General features: G+C 48.0%; 21 protein-coding genes. 1 reads left to right on the forward strand and 20 read right to left on the reverse strand.

Annotated elements, in window-relative coordinates:
- Positions 1 to 112 precede the first annotated feature (112 nt).
- The 17 genes from K3F53_RS13560 to gpr form a co-directional block, all read right to left on the reverse strand.
- On the reverse strand, positions 113 to 1375 hold the full coding sequence (locus tag K3F53_RS13560; RefSeq protein ID WP_057900250.1) for a dicarboxylate/amino acid:cation symporter: 1263 nt from the start codon (positions 1373 to 1375) through the stop codon (positions 113 to 115).
- Between the two features lie 229 nt (positions 1376 to 1604).
- On the reverse strand, positions 1605 to 2321 hold the full coding sequence (locus K3F53_RS13565; protein ID WP_057898072.1) for a response regulator: 717 nt from the start codon (positions 2319 to 2321) through the stop codon (positions 1605 to 1607).
- Complete coding sequence (locus K3F53_RS13570; protein WP_082705907.1) at positions 2318 to 3922, reverse strand: ATP-binding protein; 1605 nt, start codon at positions 3920 to 3922, stop codon at positions 2318 to 2320. The genes K3F53_RS13565 and K3F53_RS13570 overlap by 4 nt, the downstream gene beginning before the upstream one ends.
- 134 nt (positions 3923 to 4056) lie before the next feature.
- Positions 4057 to 5397, reverse strand: a complete 1341-nt coding sequence (gene mtaB / locus K3F53_RS13575; RefSeq protein ID WP_057898071.1) for a tRNA (N(6)-L-threonylcarbamoyladenosine(37)-C(2))-methylthiotransferase MtaB — start codon at positions 5395 to 5397, stop codon at positions 4057 to 4059.
- Between the two features lie 105 nt (positions 5398 to 5502).
- Entirely contained in the window at positions 5503 to 6240 is a 738-nt protein-coding gene (locus K3F53_RS13580) for a 16S rRNA (uracil(1498)-N(3))-methyltransferase (protein WP_057898070.1), read from the reverse strand.
- A gap of 9 nt (positions 6241 to 6249) precedes the next feature.
- Entirely contained in the window at positions 6250 to 7284 is a 1035-nt protein-coding gene (prmA, locus tag K3F53_RS13585; protein WP_082705906.1) for a 50S ribosomal protein L11 methyltransferase, read from the reverse strand.
- Between the two features lie 38 nt (positions 7285 to 7322).
- Positions 7323 to 8447, reverse strand: coding sequence for a molecular chaperone DnaJ (gene dnaJ, locus K3F53_RS13590; protein ID WP_057898069.1), 1125 nt, complete (start codon positions 8445 to 8447; stop codon positions 7323 to 7325).
- Between the two features lie 104 nt (positions 8448 to 8551).
- Positions 8552 to 10387, reverse strand: a complete 1836-nt coding sequence (dnaK, locus tag K3F53_RS13595; protein ID WP_057898068.1) for a molecular chaperone DnaK — start codon at positions 10385 to 10387, stop codon at positions 8552 to 8554.
- 119 nt (positions 10388 to 10506) lie between these two features.
- Positions 10507 to 11124: a nucleotide exchange factor GrpE gene (gene grpE / locus K3F53_RS13600; RefSeq protein WP_091260279.1), complete on the reverse strand. Its 618-nt coding sequence runs from the start codon at positions 11122 to 11124 to the stop codon at positions 10507 to 10509.
- 11 nt (positions 11125 to 11135) lie between these two features.
- A complete protein-coding gene (locus tag K3F53_RS13605; RefSeq protein WP_057898066.1) occupies positions 11136 to 12686 on the reverse strand; it encodes a TCP-1/cpn60 chaperonin family protein in 1551 nt (516 codons plus the stop codon).
- A gap of 40 nt (positions 12687 to 12726) precedes the next feature.
- Positions 12727 to 13761: a heat-inducible transcriptional repressor HrcA gene (hrcA, locus tag K3F53_RS13610; protein WP_057898065.1), complete on the reverse strand. Its 1035-nt coding sequence runs from the start codon at positions 13759 to 13761 to the stop codon at positions 12727 to 12729.
- 72 nt (positions 13762 to 13833) lie between these two features.
- On the reverse strand, positions 13834 to 14991 hold the full coding sequence (gene hemW, locus K3F53_RS13615; RefSeq protein WP_091260281.1) for a radical SAM family heme chaperone HemW: 1158 nt from the start codon (positions 14989 to 14991) through the stop codon (positions 13834 to 13836).
- Between the two features lie 106 nt (positions 14992 to 15097).
- Entirely contained in the window at positions 15098 to 16912 is a 1815-nt protein-coding gene (gene lepA / locus K3F53_RS13620; protein ID WP_057898063.1) for a translation elongation factor 4, read from the reverse strand.
- A gap of 67 nt (positions 16913 to 16979) precedes the next feature.
- On the reverse strand, positions 16980 to 18092 hold the full coding sequence (locus K3F53_RS13625) for a M24 family metallopeptidase (RefSeq protein WP_057898062.1): 1113 nt from the start codon (positions 18090 to 18092) through the stop codon (positions 16980 to 16982).
- A 155-nt stretch (positions 18093 to 18247) separates the two neighbouring features.
- Positions 18248 to 18565, reverse strand: coding sequence for a DUF3679 domain-containing protein (locus tag K3F53_RS13630; protein ID WP_057898061.1), 318 nt, complete (start codon positions 18563 to 18565; stop codon positions 18248 to 18250).
- A gap of 14 nt (positions 18566 to 18579) precedes the next feature.
- Positions 18580 to 19761 (reverse strand): stage II sporulation protein P, encoded by a 1182-nt coding sequence (spoIIP, locus tag K3F53_RS13635; protein ID WP_057898060.1) that lies wholly within the window; start codon positions 19759 to 19761, stop codon positions 18580 to 18582.
- Positions 19762 to 19997: 236 nt separating this feature from the next.
- Positions 19998 to 21107, reverse strand: coding sequence for a GPR endopeptidase (gpr, locus tag K3F53_RS13640; RefSeq protein ID WP_091260283.1), 1110 nt, complete (start codon positions 21105 to 21107; stop codon positions 19998 to 20000).
- Between the two features lie 258 nt (positions 21108 to 21365).
- On the opposite strand from gpr, the gene rpsT reads away from it, so the two are divergent.
- Positions 21366 to 21632: a 30S ribosomal protein S20 gene (gene rpsT, locus K3F53_RS13645; RefSeq protein ID WP_057898057.1), complete on the forward strand. Its 267-nt coding sequence runs from the start codon at positions 21366 to 21368 to the stop codon at positions 21630 to 21632.
- A 77-nt stretch (positions 21633 to 21709) separates the two neighbouring features.
- On the opposite strand, the gene holA is transcribed toward rpsT, so the two are convergent.
- The 3 genes from holA to K3F53_RS13660 form a co-directional block, all read right to left on the reverse strand.
- The gene (gene holA, locus K3F53_RS13650) at positions 21710 to 22774 is read right to left on the reverse strand and encodes a DNA polymerase III subunit delta (protein ID WP_057898056.1); all 1065 of its coding nucleotides are present in this window, start codon (positions 22772 to 22774) and stop codon (positions 21710 to 21712) included.
- A gap of 211 nt (positions 22775 to 22985) precedes the next feature.
- Positions 22986 to 24251 (reverse strand): anti-sigma factor, encoded by a 1266-nt coding sequence (locus K3F53_RS13655; RefSeq protein ID WP_057898055.1) that lies wholly within the window; start codon positions 24249 to 24251, stop codon positions 22986 to 22988.
- A gap of 1 nt (position 24252) precedes the next feature.
- Complete coding sequence (locus tag K3F53_RS13660) at positions 24253 to 24795, reverse strand: RNA polymerase sigma factor (protein ID WP_057898054.1); 543 nt, start codon at positions 24793 to 24795, stop codon at positions 24253 to 24255.
- Positions 24796 to 24806: the final 11 nt, after the last annotated feature.

The following is a 24806-nucleotide window of genomic DNA, read 5'->3' on the forward strand; positions in this document are numbered from 1 at the left end:
ATAGCATAAGAAAAACTCGCAGATATTGCACGCTCGTCCTTTTTCTTTCCATCAAAAAAGCGTCGGCTATATTCTAGCCGACGCGCAAATTGTTGCTAAAACAAACCGCCAATTAAGCGGAAACTTGTTCATTATACGAGCCGTTTTTGCTCTCTGTCTCTGTACGGAATTCATCTTCCATCTTCGCAACTACCACAGTAGCAACCCCATTGCCAATGAGGTTCGTAATCGCCCGCGCTTCTGACATAAAGCGGTCCACACCGAGAAGAAGCGCCATACCTTCAACCGGAATCGTCGGGAATACAGCCAATGTTGCCGCCAAAGTTACGAAACCCGAGCCCGTAACACCAGCTGCTCCTTTTGAAGTAAGCATCAAAATAGCGAGAAGCGTAATTTCCTGGGTAAGAGTCAAATCAACCCCATAAGCCTGAGCGATAAAGATGGCGGCCATAGATAAGTAAATGGCTGTACCATCCAAGTTAAATGAATAACCGGTAGGAAGCACAAGTCCAACAACAGATTTTGAACATCCGTACTTTTCCAGCTTTTCTATCATTTTTGGAAAGGCAGCTTCAGAAGAAGAAGTACCTAATACGAGAAGAATCTCTTCTTTGATGTATTTAAGAAAGCCAAAGATGCTAAATCCATATATTCTAGCTATTAAACCAAGTACAAGAATAATAAACAAAAACATTGTAATATAAACGGAACCCATTAGTTTTCCCAAATTGTGCAAAACTTCAATCCCAAAATTGCTAATTGTATAAGACATCGCGCCGAACGCTGCAATCGGGGAAACTTTCATGACCATATTTACAATACCAAACATGCCTTCTGTTAACTTTTCAAATAAATCAAGCACCGATTTTGCACGTTCTCCCATCGCCGTCAGCGATATGCCGAACAAAACAGCAACAAAAAGAATCGGCAGGAGTTCGCCGTTCGCTAAAGCTCCAAAAATGTTCTCTGGAATAATGCTCATTAAAAAGTCTATTATACCGTGGCTCGTTTCAGCAGCCTGTTTCGTATATTTCGTTATATCGCCTGTGGCCGCAGCTTTATCCATACCTTGTCCCGGCTTAATTATATTAACGACAATAATTCCGATAGCCAAAGCAATTGTACTTACGATCTCAAAGTAGATGAGCGCTTTTCCCCCAATGCGGCCAACTTTCTTTAAATCGCCCATCCCTGCAATTCCGACTACAATCGTAAGGAACACGATGGGGGCGATCACCATTTTAACCAGCTTAATAAAAATATCCGCCAAAACCTTCAATTGCGAGCCAAAGTCAGGGAAAAATTGTCCAACTAAAATCCCTAAAATAATGGCGCATATTACCTGCACGGTAAGATTTCTGAAATTTAGCCTCATTTTCTTTTTCATCCTATCCTCCCTTTCATTTACTCACGGTTACGCTCCGCTGAAGCGAAAGGAAGGAAGTGATGAAGTTCAAAAACGTTAACGGTTGCGATTGCAATAAGAACTGAAACCGTCCGTTTTTTTTGAATCTTCATCAAACCCTTCCCTTTGCTAATTATTTATCTTGTCTGATAGTTTTATGATAACGTTTGCAAAGGAAAGGAAGAAGTTTTCGTATTTATTAAACATTTTGTTCTTTTTGTTCATCAACCCACGTATACATTTTCATCGGGCGTCCTACCGTGCCGTATACCATATGCGATTTCGCCTTGCCAACCGATTCCAGATATTCGAGATAGCGGCGCACCGTGACGCGGGACATGCCGATGATCTGTCCGATGTCTTCTGCAGACAAATCCGTTTCCGCTTCCCGAAGGCAGTTGGATACTTGCTGAAGCGTAAACGCTTGGATCCCTTTTGGATAGTTCGTTTCTTCTTTTGTAGACTGCTTTTTGCCCGCAATGGCCAATGTGCGGGCGCCATCGAATATTGTCTGCGAAAATACGGCTGACTGATTACGGAGAAAATGCTCTTTATAACGCAAAAGCGCTTCCTTGATTCGTGAAAACTGGAAAGGCTTAAAAATATAATCAACGGCACCAAGACGCATGACACGCAGCACAGTGTCCCGATCGTTAGCCGCCGTTACCGCAATAACGTCCAAGTCAAACTCCTCCTGGCGAATAATGCGCAGCGTTTCCAGTCCGCCTTTGCCTGGCATGTATAAATCAAGAATAACAAGGTTCGGCGCCAGTCGTCTGATCTTTTCAATCGCTTCCTCCCCGTTCCTCGCCCAGCCTATTACTTTAAAACCTTCTACCTGCTCAATAAACGAGGCGTTAATCTCTTGTACCATCGGATCATCTTCGACTAATAAGACCGTAATCGGTTTGCTCATGTTGTTTCCTCCTTTCGCTCCATCGGAAGCTTTACGCGCACCCATGTGCCATATCCGACCATACTGTCCACTTCAATCTCGCCTCCGCTCCGTTCCACAATGGAAGAGACAAGATATAAGCCAATACCACGCTCGTCTTTTTGCTTCGTGGAGAAGCCTTTGGCAAAAATCTGATGCCGTATTTCTTCCGGGATTCCAATCCCGTTGTCCTCCACTTCAATCGTTAAATAGCTCTCGTCCTGCACGATCGACACATCCACCCGTCTTTCACGGTCGTTCATCTCAGATAACCCGTCAAACGCGTTTTCGATCAAGTTCCCGATAATAATCACAAGGTCATGGTAGGTAACCCCTTCCGGAAACATGCGAAATTCGCTATACGGATCGATACAAAGCGCAATATCCAGCTCTTTGGCTCGGCTAATCTTCCCGATCAAAAGTCCTGTCAAGTTTATGTCCTGAATGCGCCCGCTGATATAATGGGCCACATTTTCCTGCTCTTCGTCAAGCTGGAAAATGTAACGAAGCGCTTCCTGTTCCTTGCCCAGCTGGATCAACCCAGCAATCGTATGCAGTTTGTTACTGTGCTCATGATTTTTTGCGCGCAGCGCATCCACAAATGCCTTAACTCCGGTCAGTTCTTCCGCAAGGCGGGTCACTTCCGTCTTATCCTGGAAAATAGCGATAGCTCCTGCAATCTTCTCTTTGACACGAATCGGAATTCGATTGCTTAAAATCAGCGTATCGCCCACATAAAACTGCTGGTTATAAATCGGGCGGCCCAATTCAAGAATTTCTGGCAGGCGCGTGTCGGGAATAACATCGCGGATGTTTTCACCGATCGCCTTTCCTTTCACTTTCAGCATGCGCCGCGCCGCATCGTTAATCACGGTAATGCGTTCTTTGTCATCAATAGCAATAATGCCCTCATGGATGGCATGAAAAGCGGATGTACGTTCGTCCAATATCCGGGCCAGCTCCTGCGGCTCCAATTGGAATGTTTGCTTCTTAATATGGCTCGCCAGCAAATAAGAACCCCAGATACCAAAACAAAGCGTAAGCGAAAGAATAAGAACGATTTCTTTACTCATATCCTCAAGAATTGTGAGAATGTGAGGAACTGTATTCCCTACCATCACAACGCCGATCTGCTGATGTTCTTCATTCATAACCGGAGCGTACGCCCGCACTCCTTCGCCAAGACGGCCTTCGACCCGTTCGACATAGATATGTTCAGCAAACGCCGGCTTCGCTTCATTTACATTAAAATGTGTGCCGACACGACTTTCGATAGGATGCGAGAACCGCTTCCCGTTCATGTCAACTACGACAATGTAATCAGCCCCGTAGATAGCACGCACCTGTTCAATAAGCGGCTGGACACGCAACTCGCCGTTCAGCAACCCTACCGCGCGTTTGACTTCCGGCATTTGCGCTGTGACTTTAGCGATCAAGAGCGAGCGTTGGCCAACCTCTTCCACTTTCATACTAGAAATTTTACCCAAAAGAATCGTAGCGGCCATCAGCAGAGAAAATAGCACAATGCCAAATGCGAGCAGTGTAATTTTCCAACGGATAGGCCAGTTATTCAAATGAAACATACAGGACTCCTTTTCATGGTAGAAACATCTCAACTTGACGCTTTCCTTAAAAAATTATAAAAAGAATCACCATGAAAAAAAAGCGAAACTGCGGAAAACAGTTTCGCTTACGCCCTGTTTCGTTCAGCGTCTCATTACGCTTTGAGCGCTTCTTCACTGAGCACGCGGACGAACGTTCCTTTGCAATATTCAGAGCCCGGAGCGTCCAGACGAACTTTACAAATTTTTCCTACCAACGTTTCGTTAGCCGGGAAAACAAGCTTCAGATAATTGTCGGAATGGCCCACATACAGGCCGCTGTCCGTCGCTTCTTTGTACGGCTCTTCCGGAATCACTTCCAACACTTCGCCTACAAACTTGCTGGAATAATCCAGCGCCAGCTTATTAGATAGCTGAATCAACTCATGCACACGACGGTTTTTTACTTCTTCGTCCACCTGGTCTTCCATGCGAGCCGCCGGTGTACCGCTGCGCTTAGAATACGGAAAGACGTGCAGTTCGGCAAATTTCATTTCCTCAATGAAACGATACCCGTTCATAAACATTTCTTCCGTTTCACCTGGGAAACCGACGATAACGTCCGTCGTAATCGCCACGTCCGGCAACGCTTCATGCAATTGCTCAATTTTGCGGCGGTATTCATCCGTCGTGTACTTGCGGCGCATACGCTTCAAGACATAATCGTCACCCGCCTGCAACGGCACATGCAAATGACGGCACATCTTGTCGGAAGAATTGAGCACTTCGATGACTTCATCCGTAATCTGACTCGCTTCAATCGAGCTGATGCGGATACGTTTCAATCCCGGCACTTTGCTGTCAAGGTCGCGTAGCAGGCGCGCCAGATTATAATCTTCCAAGTCTTCACCATAACCGCCGGTGTGGATGCCAGTCAGCACGATTTCTTTATACCCTGCGGCCACCAGCTTGTTTGCCTGTTCGATCACACTTTCCGGCTTGCGGCTGCGCATTAAGCCGCGCGCCCACGGAATAATGCAAAACGTACAGAAGTTATTGCAGCCTTCCTGAATTTTTAGCGACGCGCGCGTACGATCCGTAAATTCCGGCACATCAAGCTCTTCGTATTCACGAGCCTTCATGATGTTCGTCACCGCATTAATCGGCTGACGCTCACGCAAATACTGGTTGACATAGTCAATCAGCTGGTCACGGCCGGACGTGCCCACAACGATATCTACACCCGGAATCGCCATAATCTCGTGCGGCGTCGTTTGCGCATAGCAACCCGTAACAGCAACAACCGCATCCGGGTTACGACGGATGGCACGACGAATAACCTGGCGGCTTTTCTTATCTCCCGTATTTGTGACCGTACATGTGTTAATAACATAGACATCCGCTTTTTGTTCAAAATCTATCTTTTCGTAGCCGGCCTGCTTAAACAACTGCCAAATCGCTTCAGTCTCATAGTGATTCACTTTACAACCAAGCGTGTGAAATGCTACAGTTGGCATCTCTCATCCAACTCCTTATTCGTGTAATACTTTGATATCCTGACATCCGTATCATAGTATGCCGGTATATCAAGCCAAATGTATAGACTCTCCACTCTCATCTGACTACTGCTGTTCAAACTGATAAGAAACGCAAGACAAGGCGTATAACGGTGCAGTTTCTGCGCGCAAAATCCGCCTTCCCAACGATACGCACAAAAACCCGGCCGCTTCCGCCTCTGCCACCTCTTTCTCGTCGAAACCGCCTTCCGGGCCGATAACAATCAAAATTTTCGAGCCGGGTGCCGCTTCAGCAAGAACGCGGTGCAGCGTGACCGTTTCTTCTTTCTCGTATGCAAATAAAGCATAATGAAAACGGGACGCGGATGCAAGAAGCTCGCGCCAAGTTAACACATTTTCTATAATGGGAACATGACTTCTATGCGACTGCTCAGCAGCTTCTTTGGCAATTTTTTGCCACCGTTCCAGCCGTCTTCTCTCCTTTTTTTCGTCGAGCTTAACAACCGTGCGCATAGAAGTGAACGCGCAAAAAGAAAAAGCACCGAGCTCAGTGCCTTTCTGAATGACTACCTCCATTTTATCACCTTTCACAAGCCCCTGTGCAATGGTAACTTGCACCGGAAGTTCGCGATTCGGCCCCTCTTCTCTCAAGATGCGCACACGCACGGCATTGGGTTGGATTTCCTCAATTACACCGCGCACGTCGCGTCCTTGTCCGTTGCAACAAATAATCTCATCGCCGCTCCTAAAGCGCATCACTTTTGCGATATGGTTTACGTCATCCCCGACAATCGTTACGTATTGTTCATTCATTTGCGAAGGATTCACAAAATAGCGCTGCATTCATATCCCTCACTCTGCTTTTCGTTCCGCAATTATGCACACCCAACCTGAGATTAGGGCGTTTCGATCGTAAATGGTCGGCGGGGCAACCGTATCCGCGAATGAATCGTTCGCACCGTCTTCATTGTCATACATATCGTGCATATAGTGCGATTCTTTTACCCGGAAGCCCGCTTTCTCCATTGCAGCTTTTACTTCTGCTTCTTTCTGGGTAATAATGCCAGAAGCAATAAACAATCCGCCCGGCTTCAGCACAGCCGCCGCGTCGTCAACAAACCGCAGGATCACTTCCGCAAGAATATTGGCAACGACAATATCAACCGGTCCCTTTATACCGTCGAGCAAATTGTTCTGCGCTATTGTTACTTTGTCTTCCACACGATTCAGTTTCACATTCTGAATGGCAGAATGGACAGCTACTTCATCAAGATCAAGCGAGCGCACGGAAGCAGCACCAAGTTTTGCGGCCGCGATACTGAGCACACCAGTACCGCAGCCTACGTCAATCACGCTTTCCCCGCCCTGAATGAGTTCATCCAAGGCGCGAATGCACAGCACAGTTGTTGGATGTGTTCCTGTGCCAAATGCCATGCCTGGGTCCAGCTCAATCACTAATTCGTCCGCTTTCTTCGGCAAATAGTTTTCCCAGGTAGGAGTGATTGTAATCCGCTCGGATACTTCGACTGGTTTATAGTACTTCTTCCAGGCGGTGGCCCATTCCTCTTCCTGCACTTCCGCAAGCGTCACCGTGCCCGGGCCGGCATCAATGCCGTACGAAGACAGGTTGTTGACCGCTTCTTTGATTTCTTCCACCGTTTCTGCAAGATAGCTGTTGACGAGAAGATAGGCTTTTACAATGACACCTTCAGTCGGATAATCCTTCTCCGAAAGTTCGTAGATTTCGCCATACTTATCATCCCAATCACGCCCAAGAACTTCCGGATCTTCAATAACTACGCCCGTGGCACCTGCCTCGTGCAAAATATTCGCAACCGCCTCGACCGCTTCCTGCGCCGTATGAATGCTAATTTCAGACCATTTCATCGCTTTCGTCCCATCCTCCCGTTACGCTATCTTGTGTTTTAAAGTTCTCCCCGCAACACTTTTTTCATTTTGTCAAAGAAAGAAGTTTCTCCGCTGCCATGCATTTCTTCTCCGCTGATCTCAGCGAATTCGCGCAGCAATTCTTTCTGTCTTTCGCTAAGTTTGGTAGGAGTAACAATGACAACTTTCACGTGCTGATCCCCTTTGCCTGAGCGGTTCAAATAAGGAACACCGTGACCGCGCAGGCGGAATCTTGTTCCAGTCTGGGTACCGGCCGGAATTTTCAGCTTCACTTTGCCGTCAAGCGTCGGAACCTCAATCTCATCACCAAGCGCCGCTTGGGCAAATGTAATCGGAACCTGACAGTAAATATCGTTTCCATCGCGTTCAAAGAACTCATGGGGTTTTACCTGGAAGACAACATACAAATCTCCCGGGGGGCCACCGTTTATTCCTAACTCACCTTCGCCGGCGATGCGCATTCTTGCGCCATCGTCCACGCCGGCCGGGATTTTGATATGAATTTTGCGACGTACCTTTTCACGTCCGCTCCCGTGACATTTGCTGCATTTTACCTTGATAAACTTGCCGCTTCCCTTACAGTTCGGACATACCCTGCGGTTTACGACACGGCCAAACGGTGTATTCTGTACGATCTCCTGCTGTCCGGTGCCACCGCATGTCTGGCACGTTTCGATCTTGCTGCCCGGCTCAGCCCCGGAACCGTTACATTTGGAACACGTCGCTTCTTTCGGAATTTCAATATCGACTTCTTTTCCAAACACTGCATCCTTAAAATCGATCCGCATCGTGTATTGCAGATCATCGCCCTGACGCGGCGCGTTCGGGTTGCGGCGCCCGCCGCCGAAAAACATGTCAAAAATGTCGCCAAAACCCCCAAAATCTCCGCCAAAGTCAAAGCCTCCGCCACCAAAACCGCCCTGTTGGGCGCCGGCATGGCCGAAGCGATCATAGTTAGCGCGCTTCTGCGGGTCGCTTAGCACATCGTACGCTTCTTTTACCTCTTTAAATTTCTCTGCCGCATCCGGCTCTTTGTTAACGTCCGGGTGGTACTTGCGAGCCAGCTTGCGGTACGCTTTTTTGATCTCGTCTTCCGAAGCGGACTTGGAGATGCCTAACACCTCATAATAATCGCGTTTCATTGCTCTTCACTCCCGCACTACTTTACTCATAAAGTCCATCATATCAGGTTGCGAAAAAAAGTCAAAGTCAAGGTGCCCCTGACTTTGACTTTTCGATCACTTGATTATTTTTTTTCATCCTCGTCAACGATTGTATAGTCGGCATCCACTACATTATCGTCCTTTTTCTGTGCAGTGTCTTCCGCGCCCTGAGCTGCCTGCGCCTGTTGCGCCGCTTGCTGATACAGTTTTACGGACAGTTGCTGTACCACTTCTTGCAGTTCATTTTTCGCGGTGCGGATCGCTTCAATATCGGAACCTTCAAGCGCAGTTTTCAGCTTGTCTTTTGCCGCGTTCGCTTTGTCGATTTCAGCTTGATCTACCTTGTCTCCAAGCTCTTTTAATGTTTTCTCGGTCGCAAAAATCATTTGATCCGCTTCATTGCGCAGTTCAACCTGCTCTTTGCGCTTCTTGTCGGATTCGGCGTTCTCTTCCGCCTCTCGTACCATGCGCTCAATTTCTTCTTCACTCAGACCAGAGGAAGACGTAATCGTGATTTTTTGTTGTTTGCCCGTGCCTAGGTCTTTCGCCGACACATTGACGATACCGTTCGCGTCGATGTCAAACGTAACCTCGATTTGCGGCACGCCGCGCGGAGCCGGCGGAATATCCGTGAGCTGGAAGCGACCCAATGTTTTGTTGTCAGCCGCCATCGGACGCTCACCCTGTAACACATGAATATCTACAGCTGTCTGGTTGTCAGCCGCAGTGGAGAATACTTGCGACTTGCTTGTCGGGATCGTCGTATTGCGCTCGATTAGTTTCGTCATTACGCCACCCAACGTTTCGATACCAAGGGACAACGGCGTTACGTCCAGCAGAACGACGTCTTTTACATCGCCTGTCAGTACACCTGCTTGAACGGCCGCGCCAAGCGCTACGACTTCATCCGGATTTACGCCTTTGTGCGGTTCTTTACCGATGAATTTTTTAATCGCTTCCTGAACGGCCGGAATGCGCGTAGAACCGCCAACCAGGATTACTTTATCAATGTCGGACGGGTTCAAGCCCGCATCAGACAATGCCTGACGGGTCGGTTTCATTGTACGTTCCACAAGGTGAGCGCTCAGTTCTTCAAATTTCGCGCGCGTTAAGTTTACTTCCAGATGCTTCGGACCGGTTGCGTCCGCCGTAATGAACGGAAGCGAAATCGTAGTTGTTAATACGCCGGAAAGATCCTTCTTCGCTTTTTCAGCGGCATCTTTCAGACGCTGCATCGCCATGCGGTCATTGGACAAGTCAATGCCATGTTCTTTCTTAAATTCACTCACAAGGTAATCGATGATCACTTGGTCGAAGTCGTCACCGCCGAGCTGATTGTCCCCGCTCGTCGCTTTTACTTCAAAGAAACCGTCGCCCAACTCAAGGATAGAAACATCGAACGTACCACCGCCAAGGTCATATACGAGAATGGTTTGGTCTTCTTCCTTCTCAAGACCGTAGGCGAGAGCAGCCGCAGTTGGCTCGTTGACAATACGCAGAACTTCTAGACCCGCAATTTTACCAGCGTCTTTTGTCGCCTGGCGCTGACTGTCGTTAAAGTAGGCCGGAACGGTAATAACGGCCTGTGTTACCGGTTCGCCAAGATAGCTTTCCGCGTCCGCTTTCAGCTTTTGTAGAATCATCGCGGAAATTTCTTGCGGCGTGTACTCTTTCCCCTCAAGATTTACCTTATAATTTGTGCCCATGTGGCGCTTGATGGAAATAACGGTGTTGTCCGGGTTCGTAATCGCTTGACGCTTCGCAGCTTCACCCACGATGCGCTCGCCGTTTTTGAACGCCACCACGGAAGGAGTGGTGCGGTTTCCTTCCGGGTTCGGAATAACAACCGGCTCGCCACCTTCCATTACCGCTACGCAAGAGTTTGTCGTACCTAAATCAATCCCGATTACTTTAGCCATGAAAGTCCTACCAACCTTTCCTAGTATATTTGCATTCATACAATCAATGAAAACAAAAAATTAACAACCTACCTTGCATATATCTTACTAAGTCACATAAAAGGCTTCACAAAGTGCGCTTAAGAACTCACCTTAACCATGGATGGACGAATCACACGATCTTTCAACTTGTAGCCTTTCTGAAACTCTTCGATGATAATGCCAGATTCATACTCATCGCTTTCTTCCTGCATGACCGCTTGGTGCATATTCGGGTCGAACGGTTCGCCGACGCCCGGCACTGTCGTCACGCCCTCCTGTTCTAAGACCTGCTGAAGCTGGCGAAACACCATTTCAATGCCCTCAGCAAGAGCGCTCGCGTCTTTCGCATCTTTGCTCGCCGCAATCGCACGCTCAAAGTTATCTACCACAGGCAAAAGGGCTTCAATAACGCGCTGGGACTGATATTTCATCATTTGCTCTTTTTCCCGATTGACGCGTATGCGGAAGTTCTGTAAATCCGCCTGAGCACGTAAATATTTGTTATATAGCTCATCTTTTTCCGCTTGAAGCTGTTGGATTTGCGCCTGTAGCTCCTGTTCGCGCGGCACTTCAACGGCTTCCGCTTGCTCTACAGCCGCTTCTTCTACGTTTGCGGCTTCTTCAGACTGAGAGAATTCTGTCGGCTCGGCCCCTTGCTCTTCCTGTTTTACCGTCTCTTCCATAAACTCATCTGGATTTTTGTTTTCTTCAGTCACAGCACTTCCCCCTATTCATTTGATGGTATAGCTGGAGACTTTTTTCTGATTACAGTATGTATGCGCAGAATCGCGCGGCTGACCTCCCCTGCAGTTTTTAGCGCATGCAGCTTAACCAGCGCAGGATCGACCACCCCGGATTCCAGCATATCCGCACAATGCCCAGTATCGAAATCAAGCCCGATGCTCGACGAATCTGCCTTAGCCTGTGCCGCTTTTACCTGCTCAATTTTCTCCAGCGGATTAAAGCCAGCATTGCGAATCATCTGGGCAAACGGTTTGCGAAGGGCAGCGGCCACCGCTTCCACTCCGAACCCTTCCATTCCTTGAACGGACGTGCGCCATTCCTCAAGATGGCGCGACAAAAATAACTCCAGGCTGCCGCCACCGGGAAGATATCCTCCCCTGAGCGCCGCCTGTACGGCGGCCGCCGCATCTTTGGCAATCCGTTCCCTTTCGCCGACAACTTCACCTGTGGAAGCGCCGATGACCATAGTTGCCGTCGGGATGCCCCGGCCCCCTATAACACGCACCTGACCAAGCGTTTCATCATATTCCAAATGTTCCGCGTAACCAAGTGAGTGCGATAGCTCCTCTACACTTTTATTAAGGGCGATACGCTTTAGTGAACGCGCTCCTGTATAACGGGCGACGCGCTCTCGCTCTGAACGAAAAACGCGGTGCAGGACAACAATACCGTGATCGAGGCAAAATTCTTCCGCCATGCTGTCACAGCTACGATCAAGCACTACCGCGTTTACCCCCAGTTCAAGAAGTTTTTTCAGGTTACGCCGGTACTCTTCTTTTAACTGTAAATACCGCTGAAAGCCAATCTCAGTGCCGAGCGCTTCATCGTCCATTTCTTCCGGTGCGAGCGCGTCGTTCAGCACGAACAAACAAACATTGTCCAACCGTTTCGGCATCTCGCGCGACAACGGGCGCTGATGAATAATAACACCATTCAGCACTTCGTTTTCCGCGCCTTCCCCCGCCGTGACCAATTCGCTGAACGCAAAGTCCGGCTCCAGCATCTTATCGCGTCCGATTAACTTAGCCCCTTCAATAACAAGCCGAGCAATGTCTTCCTGTTCCCTTCCCGCGATATACGCAATATGAAACAGGCGCTCATCCTCAAAAGCTTCAATGGGCAGTGCTGCTTCTTTCAGCTTCGCCACCGCTTCGTTAATCCCCAATTCAATGCCGGCAATAACTTTGGCAACCGGAACCCCCCGTTGAACCTGAGCTGCACCTTCCGTCACCAGTGCCGCAGCAAGCAGGGTAGCGGTTGTCGTCCCATCGCCCACCTCCCTTTGCTGGGAGCGGGCAAGCCCAATCATCAGACGTGCGGCCGGATGTCTGACTTCCATCTCTTCAAGAATAGTGACACCGTCATTCGTAATAATGACGCCGCCTTCTTCATCAACAAGCATCGTATCCAAGCCTTTAGGGCCGATCGTCCCTTCGACGGCGCTCGCAATCGCCTGTACTGCATTCATATTATGAAGCAAGGTGGATAATCGTTCATCTCCTGAGCCATCCCGCTCAGTCGGATGTGAAGCCATAAGCATCCCCTTTTATTCGCAAATTTTTCCGGGACGCACCTTACGCCCCGGATTTGTAAAAGCGTTCAAACGCGTTTGTTAAATTATCGGCCAGTTCGTTCAAAATGGCCATGACCCGGCCATATTCCATGCGGGTCGGGCCGAGAATGCCGACAGTGCCTACCGGCTGGCCATCAAGATGATATGTGGCCGTAATAATGCTGCACCCGCTAACAGCCTGTTCTTTGTTCTCAGAGCCGATGCGCACCTGCAAGCCCCTTTCCTGAGAGTCAAACAAGCGTACTACCATTTCATTCTGCTCAAAAAGTGTCAAAATATCCCTTACTTTATCTACATCGCGAAACTCAGGCTGCATCATGATATTCGTCGTGCCTTTCAACACGATATGATCATCGGGCTCATGTTTCAGCGCCTCTTCAAGAAGCGATATAAAATATTCACACTGTTGGATATAGCGCCCCAATTCCTTGGCGACTTCCGTATGAAGTCTGTTCCGTAGCTCCGCCATCGGCACACCCATAAGCTTTGCGTTCAGCAAATTGACGACACGTTCCACTTCTCCGATTTCTATTTCTTTTGGAAGTGAGATCGTTTTGTTTTCCACTTTTCCGGTATCCGTTACCAGGATGACCACCGCAGAATGCGAAGACAGCGGAATCATTTGAATCGTCTTAAGCCGGGATGATTTTATCTCATGTCCAAGCACGATAGACGTATAGTTCGTAAGACCGGAGAGAATGGACGCCGCCTGGTTCATCACCTGCTCGAACTCATAAAACTTCTCCGCGAACACACGGCGAATGTGCTGGGCGTCTTCTGCTCGCATAAACGGCATATGAACAAGCTGATCCACATAGAAACGGTATCCTTTATTGGAAGGGATACGCCCGGCTGACGTATGTGGCTGCTCCAAATATCCCATCTCTTCCAAATCTGCCATTTCATTGCGAATCGTAGCAGAACTGTATCCAATATCTTCCCGTTTCGAAATCGTGCGTGAACCAACCGGTTCCGCGGAACGTATATAGTTATCGATAATTGCTCGCAAAATTAACTGCTGCCGTTCCGTGAGCATATCGTTTCCTCCCTTGTTAGCACTCAGATAGTTCGAGTGCTAAAAAGCTTACTTCAAACATACCAAAGGATATCAAACTTTGTCAACCAGCCCCAGGAATCTGGCAAACACCTCGTTTCCAAGCGGAATGCCGCGCTTTGTCAGCCGCAGCATCTCACCGTTCCATTCCACCAGTCCAAGTTCGATCAATTCTTTAATTACAGAGCCAAACTGTTCCTCCAGCGTCGTACCGTACCGTTTTTGAAACTCGGACGCCGATACTCCCCGCATCATACGCAACCCCATAATCATATGATCTTCCATCGCTTCCGTCCGGCTTACCGCAAATTGCTCTACGCGCGGCAATCCTTTTTCACCTGCAAGCTGTATATACTGTTTCAACGGTCCGGCGTTGACATGCCGTTCACCGTTTATGTAGCCGTGTGCTCCAGCTCCTATGCCATAATAATATTCATTGTGCCAGTATGTCATATTATGGCGACTCTCCCAGCCTGGACGAGCAAAATTGCTGATTTCATACTGAAGCAAGCCGTGCCTCGCCATCTCTTCCATGAGCAATTCATACATTGCTACTTCCTCTTCCTCGGTCGGAAGCGGCAATTGATCTTTTTCATACAGCGTATGAAAAAGCGTGTTCTCTTCCACCTTTAAGCTATAAGAGGAGAAATGGGGCAGATCAAGGGCAAATGCTTGATCCAGCGTATCTCGAAACTGTTCCACAGTCTGATCAGGCAGACCGAAAATCAGGTCAATGGAAAGGTTTTGAAACCCGGCTGCTTTTGCATTTGCAATACTCCGCAACACCTGTTCACTATCATGAATCCTGCCAATACGCTTGAGCAATTCGTCATCAAACGATTGAACACCAAAGCTAATGCGGTTTACACCGCCATGCCTCATGACGATTAGCTTTTCCATATCCGTCGTTCCAGGGTTCGCTTCCATCGTGAATTCAAGATCAGCGCTCCGCTTTGGGAAATAACGCGCCACTATTTCAAGAAAATATTCCATCTGCTTCGTGTCAAGAAACGTAGGAGTTCCCCCGCCGACAAAAATCGTTTTGATTTCGCCCGGCGGAAACTGACGCACAGTTTCTTTCATCTCTTTTTCAAGCGCATATAAATACTCCCAAATTAATTGCGGGTTCTTAGTTACATACGAATTAAAATCACAATAGTAGCACTTATTTGTACAAAACGGAATATGAATATAAACGGCCTTCGTTTGCATTCTGCCGCACTACCTTTCTATCATAATTAACTATAGCAAAGGAGCGGGGAGCAAAAAGGCTCTTTTCCTTTTTACCCTCCGCTCCTTGTATATGGCCTGTTTCTGATTAATTACCGTCCATCTTAAGCACCGCCATGAACGCTTCCTGCGGTACTTCCACGCTTCCGATGGCTTTCATGCGCTTCTTGCCCTCTTTTTGCTTTTCCAGCAGTTTGCGTTTTCGGGAAACGTCCCCGCCGTAACATTTTGCAAGCACATTTTTGCGCATCGCCTTGATCGTTTCGCGCGCAATAATTTTGTGCCCGATAGCCGCCTGAACCGGTACCTCGAACATCTGACGCGGAATCAGCTCTTTCAGCTTCTCGCACAACACGCGGCCACGCTGGTACGCACTGTCGCGGTGCACGATAACAGACAGGGCGTCCACCACTTCACCGTTAAGCAGGATGTCCATTTTGACAAGCTTTGACTTCTTATAGCCAGACAATTCATAGTCAAATGAAGCGTATCCTTTTGTGCTGGACTTTAGCTGATCAAAAAACTCAAATACAATTTCAGCGAGCGGCATCTCATACACGAGTTGCACGCGCGTCTCATCAATATATTGCATATCAACGAATTCGCCGCGTTTGCGCTGGCACAAATCCATGATGGCACCCACATAATCTTTCGGCACCATAACCGTTGCTTTTACATACGGCTCTTCAATGAAATCGATTTTCTGCTGCTCCGGCATATGGGACGGATTTTCAATCGCAATCTTCTGTCCATCCGTTTTCGTCACATGATAAACAACGCTGGGCGCGGTCGTAATAATCGGGATATCGAACTCGCGCTCGATTCTCTCCTGAATGATTTCCATATGCAGCATGCCAAGAAAACCGCAGCGGAAGCCGAATCCGAGCGCCTGTGACGTTTCCGGCTCAAACTGCAACGATGCATCGTTTAGTTGCAGTTTTTCGAGCGCTTCGCGCAAGTCATTATAATCGGCACTATCCACAGGATATATGCCGCTGAACACCATTGGGTTTACTTTACGGTAACCCGGCAGCGGCTCATCCGCCGGGGTGTCCGCCAGCGTAATCGTATCCCCGACACGCGTGTCGCGTACGCTCTTGATACTCGCCGCAATAAACCCTACATCGCCTACGGTCAGTTCGTCAACCTGTTTCGGGAACGGCGCATGCGTGCCGACTTCCGTCACTTCGAACACTTTGCCAGTCGCCATCATTTTGATTTTGGAACCTTTTTTCACCGTACCATCCACAACCCGCACGAAAGCGATAACCCCGCGGTACGGATCGTACACCGAGTCGAAAATGAGCGCTTTTAAAGGGGCGTCCGGATCGCCGCTCGGCGCAGGCACTTTCGCCACGATTTGTTCCAAAATTTCTTCGATTCCAATGCCTGCTTTTGCCGACGCGAGCACCGCTTCACTCGCATCAAGACCAATGACATCTTCAATCTCCTGCTTCACCCGATCCGGTTCCGCGCTGGGCAAATCAATCTTGTTAATAACCGGAAGGATTTCTAGATCATTGTCAAGTGCAAGGTACACGTTCGCCAGCGTCTGCGCCTCAATGCCCTGGGCGGCGTCCACGACGAGCAGCGCGCCTTCGCAGGCTGCCAGACTACGTGATACTTCGTACGTGAAATCGACGTGCCCCGGCGTATCAATCAGGTGAAGAATATATTCTTCTCCATTTTTCGCTTTATATTTCAATTGTACGGCATTCAGTTTAATCGTAATGCCGCGCTCCTTTTCCAATTCCATTTGATCCAGGAACTGATCTTCTCGCTCCCGCTCGCTTAGCGCCCCGGTAAATTCAAGAATACGGTCAGCCAAGGTTGATTTACCGTGGTCAATGTGGGCGATAATGGAAAAATTCCGGATTTTTTGCTGTCTTTGTCTGCGATCCATACGATACCTCCCACGAGGAAAAAATGCACTAAGTACTATTATATCAGGTGCTGAATAGAACAGCAATTCAAATCTCAAGCTTGGTCAGCGCTTTCGGAAAAGCAGTAAGCGTTTGGGCACCATCCGCCGCCACATACACATCGTCTTCAATTCGCACGCCGCCCACACCTGGGACATATATACCGGGTTCAATAGTAAAGACCATGCCTTGTTCTATCAATTCTTCATTTGTTCCATGTACAGACGGGTATTCATGCACTTCCATGCCGAGCCCATGACCGACCCGATGCGTAAAATACGGCCCGTAACCGGCCGCATTGATTATATTACGAGCGGCTTTATCGACTTCAGCCAGAGGCCGTCCGACCCGTACCGCACGAAGCGCCGCTTCTTCGGCACGCAGAACCGTATCATATATCTTCTCCATTTCCGCACTCGGCTCCCCTATAACAAATGTGCGGGTAATATCGGAACAGTATCCGTCTTTCAATACGCCAAGGTCAAACAGCAAAAATCCGCCTTCCTGCACGATCGTCTTTCCCGGAACACCATGCGGTAACGCTGAATTCGCCCCTGCCAACACCATCGTGTCAAATGCAGGCGCATCCGCGCCTTTCTGTTTCATAATGTATTCCAGTTCAGCAACAAGCTCAAGTTCCGTTATGCCTGCTTTGACGCGTGTTAATCCCTCCGCAAGCACATCTTCAACAAGCTGTACTGCTGCGCGGATGCGCTCAACTTCTTCCTGCGTTTTTTTGTTCCGCATCTTTGCAATGATATGGCCCGCATCAAGCATCTGCAAACCAGGAGACACAGCCATCAAACGTTCAGCTTGACTCAGCCTCATATATTTCTTTTCAACCGCCATCCGCCGAACGGCTCCCTTCATATTTTGTTTTACCAAAGCGAATGGCTCATCCGTATCCCGTACGCCGATAATTTCTCCCTCGATTGCACCTGTTGCGCTCAATGCGTTTTCGGCTTTTTCAAGTTCAAGTAAAGGCACGAATAATACTGCTTTATCTTCCTGCAACAAAAGAGCCATAAAACGTTCGTGTGGATCACAAACAAAGCCGGTTAGATACGCTACGGACAAAGGCGATGTAAGCAATGCCGCATCCGCGCCCCGACCTTCCAACTCCTTACGCAATCTATCGATTCTTGTTCCGTACACGTCCATTGGCCTTCCCCCTGCCTTAAGTAAAGTTCCTCCTCCATGCAATCTTATCATATTCCGTACGCTTCCTCTTCCTCCCTTCCAATCCAGGTAAGAAAAACTTGCTGTTTTATACGCACTACAATGTAAAAAAGCAACCGCTCCAGCGATTGCTTCCTTTACAGCTTATCCATAATCCACTCCATCATATTGCGCGTTATTGCAACCACCCAATTACGCATTTTGTTTCCCAACTGGCTTACCCAGTTCTCGCCTGTCGCTTTGACATCTGAAAACGATTGCTCGGAAATTATCTGCTTCCCCAAAACTTCAACTTCAAAACGCCCGTCCTCCACTTTTTTAACATAAAATCCTTTCAACGGTTGGTCAGAGGCGCCTTCAATACGCTGGATACCTTTCTCCGCCAGATTGATGCCGCATAGAACCCCTGCGAACAAAACACCGACAAGCAAAAAGAATTTGGCGGCCAGCTTCACCGTGCTCCCTCCTGTCAGGACTGTTTCGGCTTCTTTTTCGCATTGACTTTCTCCGCTTCCCAATATATTTCAGCAATCGCATCCCCTAACGCGTCAGCCGTGCGGTAACATTCCTCTAAGGTATTGTCCACACCACCTACTTCGATCAGGATAGCATTGGGAGAAACGGACTGGTTATATTCACCATTCCCACCTTTTTTGCCAAATATACCTTTAGAGAGACCAGGATATTTCTTTTCGACCGCATTGTGTATCTTAAGGGCGAATTGCTGATTTTTCTCCCAGTTTTTGTTACGCATACCGATGACAAAATGAAGTTGTGCATACGTTTTTCCATTAATTTTTACCGTTGTTGAATCACGGCGCAGCGAATCCCTGTGAATGTCGATAAAATAATTCAAGCTTCTGTTTTCGGTCATCACCTCCTTGACCGTTTTTAACGATTCCGCATAAGAAAGCGCGTACGAAGCATGACGATCAATCAAACGACCTGTAAAATCCGTCTTCCCTACAGAAGAGCCGATCCCGTTTTTTTCAAGCGACTGTGCCAAGCGCTTGCTTATGAGGGTAACATTCACTTTTGAATCCATCGCCAAATTCGGATCGTTTTGCTTGCGCGCTTTCGGCACCGCGTGTACCCATGATTCCCTGTTATGCGTGTTATAAATGAAAAAAACTTTTTGGCCGTTGGTAGACAGCGGCTCCCCATTTGGCGGTGCTTCTTTTTCCGAAGTCGCTTCTCTCACCTCACCCGGTGCATCCTTCAGCGCTTCTGGCGGCGGCGAAGATTCAAACGGCAACTCGCTCAATGCTAATTCCTTTCCCGAGACCAGTACTTCCGTATCATATAAGCTAAAGCCCGGCAACTCGTTTCCGAGAAAGCTGCGCGGATCTTTCAAATTAATACTTGTTACAAGCCGAAATGCAAGGGAAGATACATCAATATTTTCTCCATGTTTCGCCATCGTCTTGAAATAAGGAATTTCGTAGCCCATCGTATGAAGAAGCACACTGTTCGACATCGCTACCGTCATTTTTCCGATATGTTGCGAAGAAAGCCGTCTATCCGCCTGCGAGACGAACAAAATACCCATGAATATAAAAATAACCGCCGTTCCCAGCGAAAGGATAACAAAACTTCTCTGCATGCCTGCCCCGTACAAATTCACGACAAAACCGCGATATCTTCTGTACATGCCATACTCTCCTTTCCCGCTGTTCAAAGGTTGTCCATTGTCTTCATCGATTTCTCTACTAAATCTATGAATCGTGAGTCTTTTATAGAACAAAGAAAGACATAAAAAATAAAGAAGTGAGAAAAAGGATATTTCTCCCAGTTTCTCACTTCTTTGTCTATGGTCTATCCATTTTCGTATTTCGCCATTCCTGCTACGCGCCATGAAATAGGGTTGATGTATCAAGTCAATACACCTTAATGCGTGTATGCCGACACATTGTCCATATCAATGGAACCGTGCAAAGCAGCATTAAGCCCGTTCGCAACAACGTTAGCGATATCTTCTACATAATCATCTATTTCTTTCGGGGTCACGATTAAATTGTGGCCGAGCGGGGCGAGTACTTCATGAATAAGCTGCCGCTTTTCATTTTCTTCCAGTCCGCCGATCATGCCAAGAATGGCTTGTTTCTCCTCCGCGTCCGGCATGTCCTCTTCTGTGTATCGCTTCACTTTGCCAGGAAACTGAAAGCCGCGCGGCAGCAGACGGCTGGACGGTTTCGGGTTTTTCGCTTCTTTCAGCTGACGCCCCAGATGACCCAAAATATACGAAATCGTATCATGAACGATGGTCACAGCGTCAACGACCGTAGGTACACCAACAGCGATAACTGGAATGCCGAGCGTTTCTTTGGTTAGCGGTTTTCGCTTATTACCAACGCCTGAGCCCGGGCTGATACCTGTATCTGAAATCTGAATCGTGGTGTTTACTCTTTCAAGTGCGCGTGACGCAAGCGCATCAATTGCAATCACAAAATCAGGCTTTGTCTTTTCTACGACCCCATATACAATCTCGCTCGTTTCAATACCGGTAATCCCCAGAACGCCAGGCGAAATGGCGCTGACCGGCCGATACCCTTCTTCCACCTGTTCCGGCATCAATTCAAACAAATGACGAGTGACAAGAACATTTTCTACCACAAGCGGCCCGACTGCGTCCGGCGTCACGTTCCAGTTGCCAAGTCCTACGATCAAAGCACTGTCGTTCTCCTTAATCCCCGTCTCGCTCAGAAACGTATGAAACTCTTGCGCAAACCGTGTTGCCACTCTATCCTGAAGTTCGGAGTCTTGGCTTCGTAAACCGGGAACTTCAAGGGTAACGTACCGGCCCGGCATCTTTCCGATACGCTTCGCGCCTTCCATCGTTTCTACTACCATTTTCGAAACGGTAATTCCGCCTTCTTCTTCGCTGTGGAATCGGATGCCATTCAACTCACCTGCTTGTTCTTGTTCCGCCATCTCCCGTGCTTCCAACGCCAGGTCAGTTCGTACACTATATATGCTTAAATCAAGATGTTTATCCATGCATATCACCTCGTTTCCATGCTTTCCCGTTCCCTTCTCCTTTATACTAAAGTTCTATCGAAAACCTGTACAAGACAAATGCGCCCGAGCGGCCCAGATGTTTTGCGAAGCCGTCCAAGGCGATACAAAGCAGGCATTTTTGCTACGTAAGCGGCAAAAGGAAAACAAAAACTTTCTTGCAAACGTTTGGCGTACATGATACAATTTCATTTGTTGACTTTATAATGACGTATCGGATGCACCAAGGAGGTGAATCTAATGCCAAACATTAAATCTGCAATTAAGCGTACAAAACAGATTGAAAAGCGCCGTGCACACCGTGCCGCTCAAAAATCCGCTCTTCGCACCGCGATCAAAGGCGTGGAGGTTGCTATAGCAGCAGGCGATGTGGAAGCAGCTAAAACCGCGTTGCAAATCGCAAGCAAACGTTTGGATAAGGCTGTAACTAAAGGTCTCATCCATAAAAACGCGGCTGCCCGCAAGAAATCTCGTCTGGCGAAGAAGGTTAACGGTTTGTCCGCATAACCATATATGCATATATGAATGCATTCATATCAAGAAAAAGCGACCTGTATATAAGGTCGCTTTTTCTGTTGCTGCGCTCAGGAAGCATGCATGATATCTTTCAATCCAAGAATAAAAAGCTCCAGCGCAAGCACTTTATCAATTTGCCCGGTTTTAATCCGGATATCTTCTTCAGCCAGTCTGTGCAAAATTTTTCTAAGCGCTTGTTCACTGAATGCCCGCGCCTGCTCAACGGCAAGTTTGGCGACATACGGATGAATCCCAAGCATAGCGGCCATTTGTTGTGGAGAATAGCCGCGCGACTTAAGCGTCTTTATCTGCAACAAAATCCTGAACTGCCGCGCCAGCAAAGCCAGGATTTTCAATGGTTCCCCTTCTCCTTTCGTTTCGCTGCTTCCAACATTTATCCGCTGCAAATCATAATATATTTGAACGGCATCCTCAATTTCGAGGCGTGCAACTTTATCAATTAAACGGAAAATATCATGTTCTAATTCCCGAGTCGCCAGCATTTCAACCGTCTGCTTGGTGATTTCTTCACCTTCGCCGACATACATTGCCATTTTCTCGACCTCTTTATCCAGTTGGCGCAATTGCGTGCCGCTCATCGCGATCAAAAGCTCCGCCGCAGCCACTTCCATGTGGACATGATACCGCTTGGCCTGCCGCACAACCCAATCCGCCAGTTCTGCTTCTTTTAACGGCGCACATTCAAGAACGATGCCGTTATGCTTCAATGCTTTTACCGCTTTTTTTCGCTCATCTAGCTTATCCTGTGCTACTTCAAGAATCAGAACAGAATGTTCAGGCGGATGATTCGCGTATTGTACAAGCGCCTCCAAATCATGTTCTGGCGCACCGGACGGCAACTTCACCCCGGTTAAAAACAGCGCGTGCGAAGCCCGCACAACCCTTTTTTCACCCATAAAAGGAAACGTTTCCGCATCTTGGAGCGCAACCTGCACCGGAATTTCTCGCAAGTCGTACACGCTATAATTAAAATCGCGGCTCGCATCATCCAGCATCCGTTCTTCAATCAGCCTCACCAGCTCGTCCATCATATATTGCTCGCTTCCGTACAATACATACACTGGCGCCACCTTTCCTTGCTTAATTTCCCGTATCACCTGCCGAATCTGCATCTCTTGTCACCCCACTCTCCTCTCATCTATCGTATTATATCAGGTTGAATGCGGACAAATAAAAAAACCATGGCAAAACCACGTGCCATGGCCTATAGAAGGCTATGCGTATATGTAAACGCTCGAGAACCAAGCGGGCCCTTTTCCTGACCCCCGAGCGATAAGCACTGTCGCTTTTACTACATCATACGCAATAAACAAAAAAGCGTGCTTATTTATTAAAAATTGGATGTTCAATATTTTTTTCGAGGTCAATTAACCATTCCTGCGGTTCAGGTACCGGCGCGTCTTCCGTACCTGGACGAGAAATATACTCAAGTTTATACAAAATTTGCTTGTCGTTAATCCAATAATAGGAGACGTTATACACATCAGGCCATGTATGCGTCACAAACTCAATATGCCCTGTTCCATCACGCACAAGCAACCGATTGCCGTTCTTGCTCACAAAAAACTCTCGGCTAGGAGACGGTTTTCCGGGCGGCTTATATGCATTGTTTGCTCCCGTTCCTTCTTTTTCTTGCGCCTGTCCCTCTGCGATAGCAACCTTTTTCTCACCCATAAGCATCGGCGGATGTTCAGTCGTAGCATCTTTCTTTAGCGAGGAAGCCTCACTAGATTTAGCAGCAAACGTTTTATTATCTTCCTGAGGCTCCGTCGCTTTGGCTATGGCGACTTCTTGTCTGGGTTCCGCATCCTCTCTTGGTTCATCTGCCTTAGCAACCTCCGCTTGCGCTTCAGAGTTCGGCTGAGCTAACGACACTTGCGGTGTGGAATCGCGTTTCGGTCCAGCCTGTGGCGTCGCCTCATGTGCCTTTGTTTGCTTGGCAGAAGAAAGACTATCGGATAAATTCCCGGAATTTTGGCGCTTCTCCGCTAAAGAATGTCCCGGGGCTGAAGATTCTCCAAAAGCGGCTGTATTTACTTCTGCTTTATCAGAAGCGGGAGAGCGCAAAGCAATTTTTTGCCCTCCTTGCTGGATATCTTTCTCCTGCTGTGGTTCCGTTCTTTCTTCTTTTGCTTTCATAGCAGTTGATATTCCCGGATTTTCCTTCGTCAAACTCTGCACATTGGTCTCCAAAAGCGATTGTTTCATCGTCGTCTGATCAAGCGTAAAAATGATAGCCGAAATCAGCAAGCCTGCTGCCGTCGCCGTGCCGATATAGCGGTACCAAATCGCCCTTTTCTTCTTTTTCGGCAAAACCTCCACGGAAGCAACTTGCTCACGGTCGGAAGGAGAGAGCTGGCGCGTTCGGTCGATTTCATCAAGCTGTGGCAAAATAGATTGGACAATGCTAAACGGTGGCTCTACTATCGGTAATTGTTCAAGATAGGTAGATAGAGAGTGTAAACGCTCGTACAACAAAGCACATGCTGGACAAGACGTATAGTGCCGCAATAATTCTTCTTTCTCGGCATCATCAAGCTCGCCATCCAAATCGCGCTGCATCCACTCATAAGCTTCTTCGCAACTCACTCTACACACCACCTTTCTGATATTCATGCAGCAATTCCTGAAGATGCTGCCGGGCCCGATAAAGGTATGACTTAACGGTATTCAAAGGCATATCCATAACTTCCGCAATCTCACCATATGATAAATCCTGAAGATAGCGCAATGTAACAACAGTGCGTTGATGCTCGGGTAGCCGCTTGATAGCTTCCCTTACTTCTTCAGCAACTCCTGCCCGCTCTATTTCACGCTCTACATCATGCGAATCGTAAAGCGTAAGCTCATGCTGATCAATTGAGACAGTTTCTTTCTTTTTACGAAATTTATCGATGCATATATTGGTAACGATACGCTGTACCCAAGTGGAAAACTTTGCCTTCTCCTGGTATGTATCGATTTTCGTATAAATTCGAATCAGCGCTTCTTGGGAAGCGTCTAGTGCATCATGCTCGTTTCCCAGTATATAAAACGCGGTACGATACACAGAATGCTCTATGGACTCCAGTAATTGCACAAGAGCCTTCCGATCCCCGTTCTGGGCGGAGCGTATTAACTCTGCATCAACCACGCCCGTGCCTC

Origin of the sequence: Aneurinibacillus thermoaerophilus, from assembly GCF_019603355.1 — a bacterium.
GTDB classification, from domain to species: domain Bacteria; phylum Bacillota; class Bacilli; order Aneurinibacillales; family Aneurinibacillaceae; genus Aneurinibacillus; species Aneurinibacillus thermoaerophilus.

Excerpts from the sequence above, each read along its gene's own strand:
- K3F53_RS13625 (WP_057898062.1), bottom strand. The coding sequence starts at position 18,092 with ATGGACGTGTACGGAACAAGAATCGATAGATTGCGTAAGGAGTTGGAA.
- K3F53_RS13560 (WP_057900250.1), bottom strand. The coding sequence starts at position 1,375 with ATGAGGCTAAATTTCAGAAATCTTACCGTGCAGGTAATATGCGCCATT.
- mtaB (WP_057898071.1), bottom strand. The coding sequence starts at position 5,397 with ATGCCAACTGTAGCATTTCACACGCTTGGTTGTAAAGTGAATCACTAT.
- gpr (WP_091260283.1), bottom strand. The coding sequence starts at position 21,107 with ATGGATAAACATCTTGATTTAAGCATATATAGTGTACGAACTGACCTG.
- spoIIP (WP_057898060.1), bottom strand. The coding sequence starts at position 19,761 with ATGTACAGAAGATATCGCGGTTTTGTCGTGAATTTGTACGGGGCAGGC.
- dnaK (WP_057898068.1), bottom strand. The coding sequence starts at position 10,387 with ATGGCTAAAGTAATCGGGATTGATTTAGGTACGACAAACTCTTGCGTA.
- K3F53_RS13605 (WP_057898066.1), bottom strand. The coding sequence starts at position 12,686 with ATGGCTTCACATCCGACTGAGCGGGATGGCTCAGGAGATGAACGATTA.
- dnaJ (WP_057898069.1), bottom strand. The coding sequence starts at position 8,447 with ATGAAACGCGATTATTATGAGGTGTTAGGCATCTCCAAGTCCGCTTCG.
- rpsT (WP_057898057.1), top strand. The coding sequence starts at position 21,366 with ATGCCAAACATTAAATCTGCAATTAAGCGTACAAAACAGATTGAAAAG.
- hemW (WP_091260281.1), bottom strand. The coding sequence starts at position 14,991 with ATGCAAACGAAGGCCGTTTATATTCATATTCCGTTTTGTACAAATAAG.
- K3F53_RS13580 (WP_057898070.1), bottom strand. The coding sequence starts at position 6,240 with ATGCAGCGCTATTTTGTGAATCCTTCGCAAATGAATGAACAATACGTA.
- K3F53_RS13565 (WP_057898072.1), bottom strand. The coding sequence starts at position 2,321 with ATGAGCAAACCGATTACGGTCTTATTAGTCGAAGATGATCCGATGGTA.
- holA (WP_057898056.1), bottom strand. The coding sequence starts at position 22,774 with ATGCAGATTCGGCAGGTGATACGGGAAATTAAGCAAGGAAAGGTGGCG.
- K3F53_RS13570 (WP_082705907.1), bottom strand. The coding sequence starts at position 3,922 with ATGTTTCATTTGAATAACTGGCCTATCCGTTGGAAAATTACACTGCTC.
- hrcA (WP_057898065.1), bottom strand. The coding sequence starts at position 13,761 with ATGCTCACGGAACGGCAGCAGTTAATTTTGCGAGCAATTATCGATAAC.
- prmA (WP_082705906.1), bottom strand. The coding sequence starts at position 7,284 with ATGAAATGGTCTGAAATTAGCATTCATACGGCGCAGGAAGCGGTCGAG.
- lepA (WP_057898063.1), bottom strand. The coding sequence starts at position 16,912 with ATGGATCGCAGACAAAGACAGCAAAAAATCCGGAATTTTTCCATTATC.